This window comes from Marinoscillum sp., assembly GCF_965229915.1.
Classification (GTDB): domain Bacteria; phylum Bacteroidota; class Bacteroidia; order Cytophagales; family Cyclobacteriaceae; genus Marinoscillum.
On record NZ_CBDDJZ010000001.1, the window covers coordinates 1,475,740 to 1,490,359 of the forward strand.

Consider the following 14,620-nt stretch of genomic DNA (forward strand, 5'->3'; position numbering starts at 1 on the left):
CTGTATTGTTTTATGAAGCAATCTGCTCCTTTTTTCTATAGATTCTTGTTTTAATATCCTCCACCTGAAACAAGGTCTTACCTGAATCGGGCATGATATCATAATATCCAATGACCAGGTACCCGTTGGGTTTCAAACTCTGATGAATCAAACTAAGCACTTTCAATTTAAGCTGATCATCAAAATAGATCATAACGTTTCTGCAAAAAACTAGGTCATATTTTCCTCCAGCAGCGTCATGCACCAGGTTGTGCCTGCTAAAGTTAATGTTCTGACGGTACTTAGGTTTAATCTCGGCGTATTTATCAGTAAAATGGAAATAGTCCTCTATTTGCTTGTTTGGAAAAAATTTCAAAAAAGGATTTAGATACATCTTAATGATGTCGAGAGAATACTGACCAGATTTGGCCTTATTTAGCGCTTTGGAGCTCAAGTCAGTAGCTGTCAACCTGGCACGGTTCAGTAAATTTTTATCATCCAGCACGATACTCATGGTGTAGACTTCCTCACCAGTAGAACATCCGGCATGCCAGATATTCAGTGACTGACCTTTGAACTGATCCAGAATTTCATCTCGAAGTTTAATCCACACGTCGGGATTCCTAAATAATTCGGTCAGATTCACCAACAAGTCATCGATGGAACTCATGAAGAAATCATAATCTTTCAGTACCCGACTCCACAGATCTAGGGAAGACTCCATGCCGTGCTTCATCATCAATCTGGTAACTCCACGCTTTAATGATGTTTTCTCATAATTGGTAAAATCCAATCCATAACGATTGCGAATAGCTGTCATCAGCGCATTCATCTCTTCATCTGTGATAAGCTCAGCCGGAGGTTTGACATCTTGCATAAATATGGTTCCCGATCCCTTCATTAGTTTTCCATTTGCGCTTGTAGTGACTGTCGGTGGATGAGGTCGGAGATTACCGCAATATCGATAACAGGGCAAACATTGCCATTTCCTAAAATAGTCGTTCCACTGAGCAGTTTAGTCTTGTCTATTGGCTTGGTCAGAGGTTTTTCAATAATTTCTTTCTGCTGTAGTACTTTATCCACGATGAGGCCAGTGGTCTTGCCATCATAGGTAACAATGATGACATCAAAAATGGCATTATCATCTGATGCGTCAAAACTTCTATGTAGCACTCCTCGATTGTGAATCTCATTGAGGTTTCGGAGCTTCAATACGTCTTCCATAAACAAAATGCTGATGGCATCTCCCTGGAACGTACTCATCAGACCTCCGCTTATTTTCTTGATCTCACTTTTCTCTATGGACACTACAGCCTCTGTATAAGAGAGTGCTATGGCGTATTCATGAGCTCCCACGTCAAAGAGTAAGCATCCTTTAAGTGCCAGAGATGCTGGAACCTGGAGGTTCATGGTGGTACCTTTGCCCACTTCGGTTTCAATTTTCACTTGACCTCCAATAGACTCTACCGCTCGCTTCACCACATCCATACCTACCCCTCTGCCGGATAGTTCGTTTACCTGAGCAGCATTAGAGAATCCAGCTTCAAAGATGTAAGAGAGCACTTCTTCCTTACCCATGTTCTTGACCATGTCTGGGGTAGCCAATCCCTTTTCCACAATCTTCTTACGGATTACTTCATGATCTATTCCTCCACCGTCATCTTTAACTTGAATGATTACCCGATCGCGCTCATAGTGAGCATCTAAGGTTACCTGCCCTTCAGCTGGTTTATTGTTGCGCTTCCGCACTTCAGCAGATTCTATACCATGACTCACCGCATTTCGAACAAGGTGGACCAATGAATCACTCATTAACTTGAGGATATTTCGGTCAATTTCGGTTTCGGTTCCTTTTAGTACCAGGTTGGTCTTTTTCCCTTCGATGGACGCTGCGTCTCGAAGCACTCTGTGAAACTTGTTGAATAGGAAGCCTACCTGTACCATTCTGGCGTTCATGATGCTGTACTGAAGATTGGAGCTGATTCGTTGAAGCCTATCAAACTCACTGGACTTCAGCCCCAACTCCTGACTGTAGCTGATCAATCGATCTCTTTCGATAATTAACTGCCCCACTTCACTCAACAGGTCATCCATTTTCTTTACCGGTATCTGAATGACGTCAGAAAAAGATATTTGAGAGGCATTGGCATCATCAAGCTCTTCTACCAGCTGTTCCGGTGTTTCAGACGTTGGTTGCTCTGCTGACTTAGATTCTTCTGTATCTCCCTGCTCACCTTCCTCGGTTTCTTTGTTCAGTTCATTTTTCAAAAAGATCGCCAAACTAGTCTTGATACCAAGAAAGCTAACTTTCTCATCCGTACCAAAAGCATTGACAAGGGCGTTTAACTTGTCATTGGCACGGAAAAGTAGCTTGAAGAGGTCATCATTTAGTTGAACCTGTTCGTTTTTGATGGCAATCATGACATCCTCCATCACATGTGACAAATCAGCAATGGAATCAATCCCCAGCCCCATGGCATTGCCTTTCAGCGTATGAGTAATTCTAAAGATGGCATTGATAGCGTTCTTATTGCCATGATCTTTCTCCAGATCAACAAAGAGCTTATCGAGTTGCTCAAGATTGTCTTTAGCCTCAACAAGGAAGAGTTCTTTATATTCTGATTCTTTCAATGCTATAAACAGTTTACCAGGTAACCACCAATTTCTTTTATGTTAAGAACTGTCTCCGCAGCTCCAGTTTCATATGCCAACTTCGGCATCCCGTAGATCACACTTGATGCTTCATCCTGAGCGATGGTCATGCCACCGGATGACTTAATCTCCTGCAATCCATTTACTCCATCTTTGCCCATTCCTGTGAGCAGTACTCCAATCACTTTGCTTCCGTACACTTTGGCCGCAGACATCATCAAGGCGTTTATTGAAGGATTATTATATTCTTTGAAATGCTCATCAGAATAACCAATCTTAACGGTATCACTCTTATCCTTCACCAGCACCATATTGGTATCTCCCGGTGCGATGATCACCATGCCCGGTTTGGGGATCATGCCTTTTTTACCAACTACTACTTTGAGGGGACTAATGAAATCCAGCCTTGCAGCAAAGGATTTGATGAAGTTGGTAGGCATGTGCTGACCAATCAGCACGGGAACGTTTAAGTTGGCAGGGAGAGAAGTGATTACCTTTTCTACAGCAGTGGGTCCGCCAGTAGATGCTCCGATAACAATGGCATGATATAAGGCTTTCGAGTCAAATGTATGTGAAAGCTTATTAAGCCCGTCTTTTTCTATTTTCGTGGCCTTAGGTTTGGCGCGAGCTACTCGTTTCACCGTAGCTACCAGGTGCACTCCTATTTCACGGACTTTTGATCCTCCTTTTTGTGGTTTGTTAATGTAATCAACGGCACCAAGTTCCAACGCATCAAAGATGGGATCGAGATTGGTATTGCCAACAGAGCTTAAAATCAGAATCGGCACTGGATGCACCTGCATGATCTTCTCCACGGCATAGAGTCCATCAAACTCACCCATGTTCATATCCATCAGTACCACATCTGGCCGAAGCTCTTTAGCAAGCTTTACGGCTTCTTTACCATCCACTGCGCTGCCTACTACATTGAGCTCATCATCTTTAGACAACAGATCCGTGAGCAACAGGCGCATGAATGCCGAATCATCAACTACTAATATGTTTATATGCTTCGCCAATTTATACCTCCACTAGTCTGGATTTCAGACGATCTCCCTCGATCATCTCGTCAATATCAATAAAGAAAATCACCCTATCTCCCGTACGAATGAGGCCTTTGATATACGTTTCATCCAGGGAGGTCTCAGAAACACTATCATCAGCCGCCTGAATCCGTCCTCCGGCTATCATCTGACTGACCGGCACTTCTGGCACCAGCACACCTACCGTAAAGCGCTCTGTTTTCACCACAATGGTATATTCAGCTCGTTCTGCAAGGTTTTCAGTACTATCTACATAACCTAACTTGTAGGCCAGGTCAAGCGTCACTACACCCTTCCCTCTGATAGTGGCAATACCAGGAACATATTTAGGAGCTTGAGGCATGCGGGTGATGGTAGGTGTCACTACTACTTCATTCACCTTGCTGATCTCCAATGCAAACTCTTCCTGCTCTATTCTAAACACAATAAGGTGTACCTGCTTTTCTGAAAGCTCCTTGATCTCTTGATTAAACTTTTCGTGTAGTCGATGCCTTCTTTCGTATTCAGCACGTGTCAGTAATCCCTCTCTGATAGCAGGATTTTGCTCAGGAGCCTTTCTAGGCTGTTCCTCTTCTACTAACACAGTCTTTGGAACATCTACTTGTTTAGTAGAAGTGACCTTAGGCTGTGAAGTTTTTTTGGGTGTGGACTTCTTTATAACAGTAGTCTTTTTAGCCTTTTTCGCCACCGGCTTGTCCGGACTCTTTGCTGACCTGGTCGGTTTCTTTGCCCTGGTCGCTTTCGTCTCTTTTTTATCTTGAGCCTCTTCCCCTGGGATGAGGCTTTTTTTCTTCAAGTTTCCTCCTAATGCCATCCTTATACTAGTTTTAGGAATTCTTCACTTAACTCCAGGTAATCGTTAGCACTGTTGGATCCTGGTGAGTAGGTAATTACACTTTGTCCAAACGAAGGCGCTTCAGAAGCCCTCACATTTGGTCGTATTTGAGTATCAAAAAGCTTAAAATCATAGTTGCTCTGTATATGGTCAAACACCTCTGATGACAGCTTACGTCTCCGATCTACCATCACTGGCAGAATGCCTAATACTGATAGCTCTGGGTTGAGTGACTTTTTAACCTTTGCCAGTGTTTCTGAAATAAGGTCCAATCCCTGCAAGCTCAAAACTTCCATAAGCATTGGTATGAGCACATACTGACTTGCTGTGAGTGCATTGACAGTGAGCATCGAGAGTGATGGTGGACAATCAATGAAGATGTAATCATAACCTGTCAATTGTTCCAAAATCTCTTTAAGACGAAACTCTCGGTTTTCAGCATCGACCAACGAAAGCTCTACATCCGCCAACGTAACGCTTGATGGAATGACATCCATTCCTTCTCTGGACACTATCACCTCGGACAGGTCAGCTTCACCATAAAGCAATTCGGCTATGGTCTTATCTTTATCCACTATCCCCAAAGAATAGCCCAGACTTCCCTGTGGATCCATGTCCACCAGCATTACTCGTTTACCTTTTTCTTCAAGGCTCTTGCCGAGGTTTATGGTACTGGTGGTCTTTCCTGTTCCTCCTTTTTGATTTACAACTGCAATGGTCATTACTGGTTGTTTAGGTGGTGATTTTTAAAAGTAATAAGCTAACGATTTTTTCCTTTTCAAAATAGTCTAGTCCTAACATTCTTCGCCTGCTGGGACTTTACTTTTGATTGCTATTCTAAACATAACACCAAAAAAATACATGAGCCCAAGCGATTCGTTTAAACCTGAGAATTTTCGGATAGACGGGCATTTACGAATAACTATCCTATATAAAAAAGGCTCTGATTATCAGAGCCCTTTGATCGTTCACCGTTTTAAAATATCAACTAAATGGCTGTGAGGATTTTCTTGAAGTGACATGCACTTTAAAGAAACGCTCGCATTCTTCCTGCGACCCTACAAACACTACCCTATCTCCACGTTTTACCAGATACTGATCCAGATACTCATCATAAGCTACCCTCACAGCGAATCTATTTTTCAAAGACTTCAACATATGCTAATCAAAACAACAACTAATCTGTAAAATGCCTTAAGATGCCTGAGCTACTTTTTGCTGAAAAGAGGTATAACTCTCGATGAAATTGAACTGGGCGTCCAGAAGATCCTGAAAATCCTCACCACATTCAAGCATGTCGTCATCTTCCTCTTCATAGTGCCAGTTAATCACTATTCTCAGACCCTGATCTTCTAGAGCTTTCAAGCGCTTCAAGATGTCAAAGATGCACTTAGCAGAACTGGTATTGAACATGCTTAATTTGAAGTCAGCTTTGATGCCGCCACGTGTGGCTTTGATTGCATTCAATATTTTGAGCAATGGCTGGTACACTGCCATGCTATTGTCCGGACTGGACATTCCAGTAATCTCTAACCTGCCTTTTCTAGGGTCAAATTTGATCTCTGGTGTTAGGTGTGTTTTTCTAATGAATAACATTTGTCGATGATTCTTAATTCGTAATAGCGTGATACAAGAATAAGAATCATTAACCAATACTCCCTAATGAAAACGCTGAATGAGAAGAAACTGACGATGAGTGAGATTTTGAAGCCCTAAGATTCCAAAATCAATCGATCAATACCCTTAATTCTGGATATTCTTTCTTTAATTCCTTCACTCGGTTATCTGCCTTGATAAACTCTTCAGAAACCTGACGATGTACGCCTAATAGGCCATAACTATCAAATTCAGGGATGAATATTGGAAGTTTGCGAATAAACCAATAGGTGCTCTTCCCGTTAAGTTCGACACGTTCTAAGGTAACCGACGTTTTCCGCTCTTGAATGAGCTGTTTTTCAACTGTCCAGTACTGAGTTGCCTGATCATCGTCAAAGAAATGATCGAGTGTTTTGCCCAGCACTTCATTGACCGGATCACCATAGCTCTGTGCTCCTTTTTCATTGATTAGGTAAAAATGACCTGTTGCATCTTTGACCTCAACGCGCTCCTCCATGTGGTCGATAATTTTCAGGAACATTTGATTTTGCTTGGCAATCAAACCTTGCTGTTCTTTCAACTGATCTGCACGTTTATTTGACTGCTGCTCGGCCATTTTTAGATCGGTGATATCCCGACTGATTCCAAACGTACCAATGATCTCACCATTCACGTCTCTGAGCGGCATTTTGGTGGTAGAAACAAACCCACTACTTCCATCATTTCTATCTTCCTCTTCAATAACGTTCAACAGAGGATTTCCTGTTTTAATGATTTCCTGTTCATCATTGAAAGCCTTCTGTGCATGAGCTCCAAAGAAATCAAAATCCGTCTTGCCTAGCACATGATCTACAGAGTCCATCTTATGTAGCTTTATTAATGATTGACTGACACGGGTAAACTTGCTTTCCAGATCTTTGAAATAAATGAGGTCCGGTATGTTATCTAAAAGCGCATCCAACAAGGCTTTCTCCCTTTCAAATTTCTCGCGCATGTTATACAAAGCGCTATTCTCGACATTTTGCCCGGTGAGCTTCATCATGGAAATACCTTCCTTAAACTCCTCCGCTACCTGTGCCAGGTAAGTAGTCTTTTCACTGAAACTGGTCATTCCGGAGGACAACTCGGTGGCCGAACTTGCCACCTCCTCAGTACCAGCAGCTGTTTGCTCGGCTATTACCACAATACTCTCGGTAATAGAGACCACATTGTTGATGCTGTCAATCTGCGAATTAGCACCTTGCAATATGTCCTCAGAGTGGTGAAGAGTGATGTTGGATGACTCAAAGATCTCTCGGAAAGACTCAGAGGCTTGCTGGGAGGTGGTTTCTCCATTTTTGACAATACCTCTCATGTGGTCGATCACGGTCGCAGCCTCCAGGGTGTCTGCCTGTACATCCATTACCAACGCTTCAATTTCTTTGGCTGACTTTCTAGAGTCTTCCGCCAACTTGCGGATTTCTTCTGCCACTACGGCAAACCCTCTGCCTGCCTCTCCAGCCTGGGCGGCCTCTATTGCAGCATTTAGAGCCAAAAGGTTCGTTTGAGAAGCAATCTCCGTTATTACTCCCAGCACTCTGGCAATCTCCTTGGACTGATCCGTCAGTACATTCATAGAATCATTGGTCTTTTCGGAGTAGTCCGAAATTTCCCGCATGTTTTTGACCATCTCATCCACTATGCCAATTCCTTTCTCACTTACTTCGGCGCCTCTTTTTGCAGCTCCGTTAATTGATTCAGACTTCTCTACCATGTCTTTGGAAGCCTTCAGGATTTGCTCTACCAGACTAGAGGACTCATCTACCTTGGATAACTGACTCTGAGCTCCATGACTCATTTGACTAATAGATGAAGCGATCTCACTGGTATTGGTGGTCATCTCCTCCCCTGTGACTTGCATTTCAGATGAGGAGCTATCAATTAAATCTACATTTTTGGCGATGGTGTTTAGAAGTGAATCCAGATTATCCAATGCCAGATTCAAGTTATCCGTCATTTGCTTGATATCACCAGATGCCCGGTCGGTGTATCTAAGCGTTAGATCTCCAGCAGCCATGGCACTTACTATCTTATTAATAGAGAAGAATGGCACGGCTACTGTTTCGAGTAACTTATTGATGGATAGACTAAGCTGCTCCCACACTCCATTTTTTCCTTCACTATCTACTCTGGCTCTGAGGTCACCTTCTTCACTAGCCAATTTCACCACATCATTGGTCTCTCCAATAATTTGATGCAGGTTGTCTTTCATATCCACTAGCGTCTGACCCAGTACATCATGATCACCCTTTGCTTCAAATTCATACTCCAGATTTCCTCTCTTGATTTCTTCGGCAAGAAGTGTTGTGCTTTTGAGAAAATCGATATGAGATATCAGTGCCCTGGTAATATTGCCAATCTCATCATGGCGATGCATTGTTTTTAGCTCTTCAAAAGAGACTCGTGTGTCACCAGATGCCATCAGGTTGATCCGCTTGATCATTCGATAGAGCGGATGATGTATGTGCCTGAACACATAGCGCATTCCTAGAAAAAACTGCAATACGATGAGCGGTGAGGCGTATAGAAAATACTCAAAGCCAAACTTACCTGCGGCAAAGGAAATTACCGAGAGTTCTGCGGATATGACTACAAAGGTGAGACATACATAAAAAAGAAATGACCCCTTGAAGTTTCTATAAATTACATAAAGACTGACTGCTGTTATAATTAGCACATATAGGGTGATTTTGAGTATCTCCATCACCTCAGTGCTCAATAATCGATCATTCATACGTTAAGTTGTGTTTAATGCCAAATCATCAAATAGGGGGTGTTGATTTGGCACAGCTGTGGTTGCTAATTATCTATCATCTCTAATATATCTATTAAGATGATCATATCTCCGTCTACTTTGACAATTCCTTTAATAAACTGATCATCGGCCGAAAGATTTTTCACTACACTGGCCGATGTATTTATTTGATTTTTTTCCACTACAATGGTGTCCGGAACCTGACTCACTATCATACCCGCATGTACCTGTGGATCTTTGATCACCACTACATAAGCGGTATCCAAATCCACTTCAGATGCTATATCCGGGTTGAGCTTCCTGGCCAGATCAGTTACAGCAATGACATTACCCCTAATATTACCAACACCAAGGATATAATCCTCAGATTGCGGCACAGGAGCTATGGGTGGAAGCTTGACCACCTCTTTTACCTTTTCGATAGAAATCGCATACTTTTCCTTACCCATTGGGAAGACCACAAGTACTTCACGATCAGCTATCTCCTTTTTTTCGCTGATCTCCTGATTGATGGTGCTTAGTTCGGCTCGTTCCACCCAACTGCCTGCAGCAGATGTAGAAGCCTCCTTGGTTTTTATATTGTTTCCAGTTGCCATTTATTTCAATCTAAACTTGCTCAATCTATCTGTCAATTCATTTGCTACTTCTGACAGACTCTGCGAACGTTCTACGTAATTGTCCATACCTGCAGAAAGCTCGGTTGCAGAACTTGCGATTTGTTCCGTTCCAGCTGCTGTCTCTTCAGCTATAACTACCACAGACTCAGTGATGGTCACCACGTTTTTAATGGAGTCAATTTGTTGTTGGACACGTTTTCTGATTTCCTCAGTCATCAAAAGTGTTTTGGATGATGATTGAGTGATTTCTGTGAAAGCTTCTGATGTGAGGTTGGTTGCCTCTTCTCCGCTTTTCACACTGTTTTTCATCATATCAATTGCAGTGGCTGCAGTGCTCACGTCATTTTGCACATCACTCACTAGCTGCTCGATCTCTCGAGCAGACTTTTTACTATCTTCGGCTAGTTTTCTAATCTCCTCAGCAACAACCGCAAAACCTCTACCTGCTTCCCCAGCCTGAGCAGCTTCTATGGCGGCATTGAGTGCTAGAAGGTTGGTTTGTGAAGCGATCTCTGTGATGACTCCCAACACCTTGGAAATCTCATTGGATCGTCTGGTCAAGACCTGAATGCTGTCAAAGGTGTCAGAGGAGAATGCTGCAATATCCCGCATGCTGAATCCTACCTTCTTCACCAAAGTGAGTCCTTTTTCACTGTTATCAACTCCCGCCTGTGCTGAGGCATTGATGCTGTCCGATTGATCACCCATCTCGTTGGATGATCTCAGTATGCCTTCTACGAGTGATGAAGACTCATCAACTTTTACCACCTGATTTTGCGCTCCATTGGACATCTCAGAAATAGACGAAGCAATCTCACGTGTATTGATGGTCATTTCTTCACTCACAGCGAGCATTTCCTGTGAGGACTCAGCCACGATTGACGCCACTCCAGATATACTCTCAATGAGCTCATTAATATTGTCAAGTGCTTTGTTGAAACTATTAGCCATGGTCTCTACATCACCTCGTGCCATCTCATCATATCTCACGGTCAAATCACCATCTGACATGGCATTGACCATATCATTAATCTTTCTGAATGGGGTGGAGACGGTATCCAAAAGATTGTTGATCGATTCACTCAGATCCTTCCAAGCTCCTTCTTCCCATTCACCTTCCATCCTGGCGCTCATGATTTCACCATCCTCTCCAGCCTTTTGGATGACTGATTTGGTCTCACGGCTCACTCGCTGCAGATTCTCTCTCATGCGGATCAACGAATAGCCCAACATATCATTCTGACCCGAAATTTCAAAATCAGTCTCTAAGTTTCCTTTACCTATTTCATGCGAAAAATTGGCCTTTTTGGTCAAATCATCCATTAGTTGATTGGCAGATTTAGCCAGAGTACCCAACTCATCTTTCGACTCTATCTTCAATCTGTTCTCATCGGATAGGTCCCCTTCTGCAAGTTTGGTGAGCAAGTAACTGGCCTTCTCTAATGAATGAGCCATTCCGGATGATATCCAAAAGGTCACACCAATCAATAATGCCAAACCTATCAGGCCTACGATAACTGTGACAAAAAAGGTAGAATTGAATTCAGCAGTGATTTCTGATACAGGAACAACAAAACCAGTAGACCAGGGAAAACTTGACCTCCCTACCGGAATGGATGCAAAAGATACATAGACATCTTCACCCATATCATCATCATACACCGTATAAGCAAACGATTCTCCATTCTTTATTTTCTCTCGAACATTGTATGGACTCTTTTTGACGATACTTAATGTATCCATGGACTGGCTAAACAGATTATTGTTTTTATGAGAAATGATGACTCCCTCATTGGATAACAAAAAGGCAAAACCAGATTCGTAGAAATCAACTTTGGCAATGTCTTTAAAATCGTCTACGGTCATGTCCGTACCAATAATTCCGGCAAAACGACCATCCAGCTCTATGGTCACCGTAGGTGAGATGCCGAGTAGTGAATCCGTAGAACCTGATTCATAATCATAATCAGAATACCAATAAGGCTCAGAAAGCTTTTCGCTATGGTCACGGTAATTCTTTAAAAACCAATAAATACCTGATGTAGGGTCTCCATCCATATTGGCCAGTTCGCTGGAGGACCTCACCTGACCATCTCTTATGTACGTATTGAATCGCTCACGACCATACTCTTTGGTGTATCCTTCCTGGATAGCCCAGAGCTGCCAACTCATCCAGGTAGCGTCATATTTGGAGTAGTCTTTGATTACGTTGGTGAGCAGCTTTCTTCTAAGACTATCCCGCATTGGACGATCCAGTGTGGTCATAGTCTCTATGGCATTCTTCATGGTGCGAGCCACAGCCATGTCTTCATCCAGGATCGATTTGATTTCATTGGCCTTTTGGACGGCATAAGAATCGGCTAATTTTTTAGCTTCTTTGATCGCATTGGATCTAAGCTGGAGGCTTATATAACCGAGTGAAATGACATAAATGAGTACTGTCATGCCTACGATCAGCAGCATCATCTTTTGTCTAATGGTCAAGTTGGTGTTCATGTTCAACGCTTTATAAGATTTACAATAAATCTTCTTTGAGCTAACGATTGTTTACCCTAAGTAACATCATTTCAGTTATAAACCCAGCTTATTTCGATCTATCGGGGATAATAATCTACTGAGTAGGGCTGTGACCAGTTAATCTGAAATCCGGCTTATGCTGAAATGATACAGAAGAAAAAAAAGTAAATGACCGGACCTTCTAGTCCTGACCATCACTCTCGATGATCTCGCAAAGCTGCGAATACCACTGCTCCCCAAATCTCCTGATTAAAGCATCTTTTAAGAACTTGTAAATCGGTACAGATAGCTGGGCTCCCAGATCACATGCTGGAGAGCAAATCTCCCACCGATCATAGTTGAGCGCTAGAAAGTCATGCAGTTTAGCCACCCGAATTGGATACAAATGACACGATATGGGTTTTTGAAAATCAGTCTTTCCATCTTTCCAGGCCTGCTCAATGCCACATTTCAGTATTCCTTTTTGATCATAAAAAGCAAAAGCACATTCTTTGTTATCGATGGTAGTCGTACTAAAATCACCTTCCTCATCCAATAAATAAGGACCATTCTTCTCCAAGGCCTCAATTGCCTCTTTGGATAAATATGGCTTAACAGCCTCTACCGCCTCCTCAAGCATCGGCAACTCCTCTTTCTCCAGAGGCGCCCCCAGATCCCCTTCCACACAGCATGCCCCTTTGCACTTGTCCAAATCACAAACAAAAAAACGCTCCTTCACCTCGCTGGACACCAATGTGTTCTCTAGCTGTATCATTCTCCTAAACTTTTATTAACTCCCCGCAAAGGTACCTGAATAACAATAGAATTTTTTCTCAAAATTTAAAACCCTTTAGTTCAAAAAGCGTTAACCTTGTACAAACATATATGTACATACATGTATGACCGAATTTGAATAAATACAAAAGACTATGTTACAATCACTATTACTCTCAATTTCAGTCATGTTTTCTTCAGGAGAAGGAACGAAGGCTGCGTATGTTGTAGACACAGAATCAAGCACCGTAGAATGGTATGCTGAGAAAGTGACAGGAAAGCACAATGGTACAGTAGAAATGAAAAGTGGAGAATTCAGCTTCACTGACAACAAGCTCACAGGCGGAAGTTTCGTAGTGGACATGACCACTATTGACAACTCTGACCTGGAAGGCGAATGGAAAGACAAATTAGTAGGGCACCTAAAATCTGATGATTTCTTTGGTGTGGAGACTTATCCAAACGCTGAGTTTAAAATGACAAGTGCTAAAAAACAAGGTGGCAATAAGTATTTGGTAAAAGGTGACATGACTATCAAAGGAGTGACCAACCCAGTGGAGTTTCCAGCGGAGATCGTAGTAGCAGGTGATCAGGTAATTGGCTCTGCCACTGTAACCATCGACCGATCAAAATACAATGTAAAGTATGGCTCTGGTAGTTTCTTTGATAACCTTGGAGACAAAACCATCTACGATAATTTTGACCTGAAAATAAAACTTGTAAGCAAGAAATAAGTTAAAAATCAAGTTAGGTTAGTCGGTAAGGCCGATCGCTTTTTAGTGATCGGCCTTCTTTTTTAAAAATGTTTCCATCCTTGCGCCTGCAATGGTATGGTGTTGCCACTTCTGGTCACCATCACTCTGCCATTCTGGGCCTGATGCATGTAGCCAATGGTATGGATATCTGCATGATTTTTGATTTTCTCAAAGTCTTCCTGCTTCAGTGTAAACAACAGCTCATAATCCTCACCACCGTTTAGTGCACAGGTATTAGGGTCTATGGAAAACTCCGCTGCAGTCTCATAGGTTTCCTTGTCTATTGGCAGCTTATCCTCATAGACTGCCACTCCTAGTTCAGAGTGCTTGCAAAGGTGAAAAATCTCAGAAGCCAAGCCATCTGACACATCAATCATAGATGTAGGAACTACCCCCAAATCTGCCAGTTCATAAATGATGTTCATTTTGGCATCAGGTTTTAATTGCCTGCCTACCACATAGGGATATTTATCTAGTTTAGGCTGCATCTCTGGATTTCCCAGAAATTCTTGTTTCTCTCTTTCTAATACCTGTAGCCCAACATAGGCTCCTCCCAGGTCTCCTGTGACACATAGAATGTCATTTTCCTGAGCACCGGACCTGTAGGTGATTTTTTCTTCAGTGGTGGTGCCAATAGCAGTCACGGAAATCATCAACCCACTCCTGGATGCGGTAGTATCACCACCCACAAAATCCACCTTATAGGCTTCACAGGCCATTCTAATGCCTTCATACAATACCTCCAGTGCCTCCACAGAAAACCGATTGCTCAGAGCCAGACTCACAGTTACCTGCTTCGGTGTGGCGTTCATCGCGGCAATATCAGACACATTGACGGCTATGGCTTTATACCCGAGATGCTGCAACGGTATATAGCTCAAATCAAAGTGGATACCCTCCACCAGCATATCAGTTGACGTAACGATTAGTTCGTCGCCCACTTTCATTACAGCAGCATCATCGCCTATTCCTTTGATGGTAGAGGCATTGTAAAACCTCACATCTTTGCTCAGATGATCTATAAGACCAAATTCACCTAACTCACTTACCTCTGTTCTCTTCTCGTCACTCATATTCGT

13 protein-coding genes are annotated in these 14,620 nt (G+C 42.6%); 1 reads left to right on the forward strand and 12 read right to left on the reverse strand.

Annotated elements, in window-relative coordinates:
- Positions 1 to 10: 10 nt before the first annotated feature.
- The 11 genes from ACO067_RS06380 to ACO067_RS06430 form a co-directional block, all read right to left on the reverse strand.
- A complete protein-coding gene (locus ACO067_RS06380; protein WP_421872060.1) occupies positions 11 to 880 on the reverse strand; it encodes a CheR family methyltransferase in 870 nt (289 codons plus the stop codon).
- Positions 880 to 2,610, reverse strand: a complete 1,731-nt coding sequence (locus tag ACO067_RS06385) for a chemotaxis protein CheA (protein WP_421872063.1) — start codon at positions 2,608 to 2,610, stop codon at positions 880 to 882. The genes ACO067_RS06380 and ACO067_RS06385 overlap by 1 nt, the downstream gene beginning before the upstream one ends.
- Before the next feature lie 2 nt (positions 2,611 to 2,612).
- Entirely contained in the window at positions 2,613 to 3,650 is a 1,038-nt protein-coding gene (gene cheB, locus ACO067_RS06390; RefSeq protein ID WP_421872066.1) for a chemotaxis-specific protein-glutamate methyltransferase CheB, read from the reverse strand.
- Between the two features lies 1 nt (position 3,651).
- Positions 3,652 to 4,488 carry a chemotaxis protein CheW gene (locus ACO067_RS06395; protein ID WP_421872069.1) on the reverse strand — a complete coding sequence of 279 codons (837 nt, stop codon included), beginning with the start codon at positions 4,486 to 4,488 and terminating at the stop codon, positions 3,652 to 3,654.
- Between the two features lie 2 nt (positions 4,489 to 4,490).
- Complete coding sequence (locus ACO067_RS06400; RefSeq protein ID WP_421872071.1) at positions 4,491 to 5,231, reverse strand: ParA family protein; 741 nt, start codon at positions 5,229 to 5,231, stop codon at positions 4,491 to 4,493.
- 262 nt (positions 5,232 to 5,493) lie between these two features.
- Positions 5,494 to 5,655: a hypothetical protein gene (locus ACO067_RS06405; RefSeq protein WP_421872074.1), complete on the reverse strand. Its 162-nt coding sequence runs from the start codon at positions 5,653 to 5,655 to the stop codon at positions 5,494 to 5,496.
- 48 nt (positions 5,656 to 5,703) lie between these two features.
- Positions 5,704 to 6,105 (reverse strand): DUF1987 domain-containing protein, encoded by a 402-nt coding sequence (locus ACO067_RS06410; RefSeq protein ID WP_421872076.1) that lies wholly within the window; start codon positions 6,103 to 6,105, stop codon positions 5,704 to 5,706.
- Between the two features lie 130 nt (positions 6,106 to 6,235).
- The gene (locus ACO067_RS06415) at positions 6,236 to 8,878 is read right to left on the reverse strand and encodes a methyl-accepting chemotaxis protein (protein WP_421872079.1); all 2,643 of its coding nucleotides are present in this window, start codon (positions 8,876 to 8,878) and stop codon (positions 6,236 to 6,238) included.
- A gap of 65 nt (positions 8,879 to 8,943) precedes the next feature.
- A complete protein-coding gene (locus ACO067_RS06420; RefSeq protein ID WP_421872082.1) occupies positions 8,944 to 9,495 on the reverse strand; it encodes a chemotaxis protein CheW in 552 nt (183 codons plus the stop codon).
- The gene (locus ACO067_RS06425; RefSeq protein WP_421872085.1) at positions 9,496 to 12,012 is read right to left on the reverse strand and encodes a methyl-accepting chemotaxis protein; all 2,517 of its coding nucleotides are present in this window, start codon (positions 12,010 to 12,012) and stop codon (positions 9,496 to 9,498) included.
- Between the two features lie 202 nt (positions 12,013 to 12,214).
- Complete coding sequence (locus ACO067_RS06430) at positions 12,215 to 12,787, reverse strand: DUF3109 family protein (RefSeq protein ID WP_421872088.1); 573 nt, start codon at positions 12,785 to 12,787, stop codon at positions 12,215 to 12,217.
- Positions 12,788 to 12,941: 154 nt separating this feature from the next.
- Here ACO067_RS06430 and ACO067_RS06435 point away from each other — a divergent pair, with 154 nt between their 5' ends.
- Complete coding sequence (locus ACO067_RS06435) at positions 12,942 to 13,520, forward strand: YceI family protein (protein WP_421872091.1); 579 nt, start codon at positions 12,942 to 12,944, stop codon at positions 13,518 to 13,520.
- 62 nt (positions 13,521 to 13,582) lie between these two features.
- On the opposite strand, the gene thiL is transcribed toward ACO067_RS06435, so the two are convergent.
- The gene (gene thiL / locus ACO067_RS06440; RefSeq protein WP_421872093.1) at positions 13,583 to 14,614 is read right to left on the reverse strand and encodes a thiamine-phosphate kinase; all 1,032 of its coding nucleotides are present in this window, start codon (positions 14,612 to 14,614) and stop codon (positions 13,583 to 13,585) included.
- Positions 14,615 to 14,620: the final 6 nt, after the last annotated feature.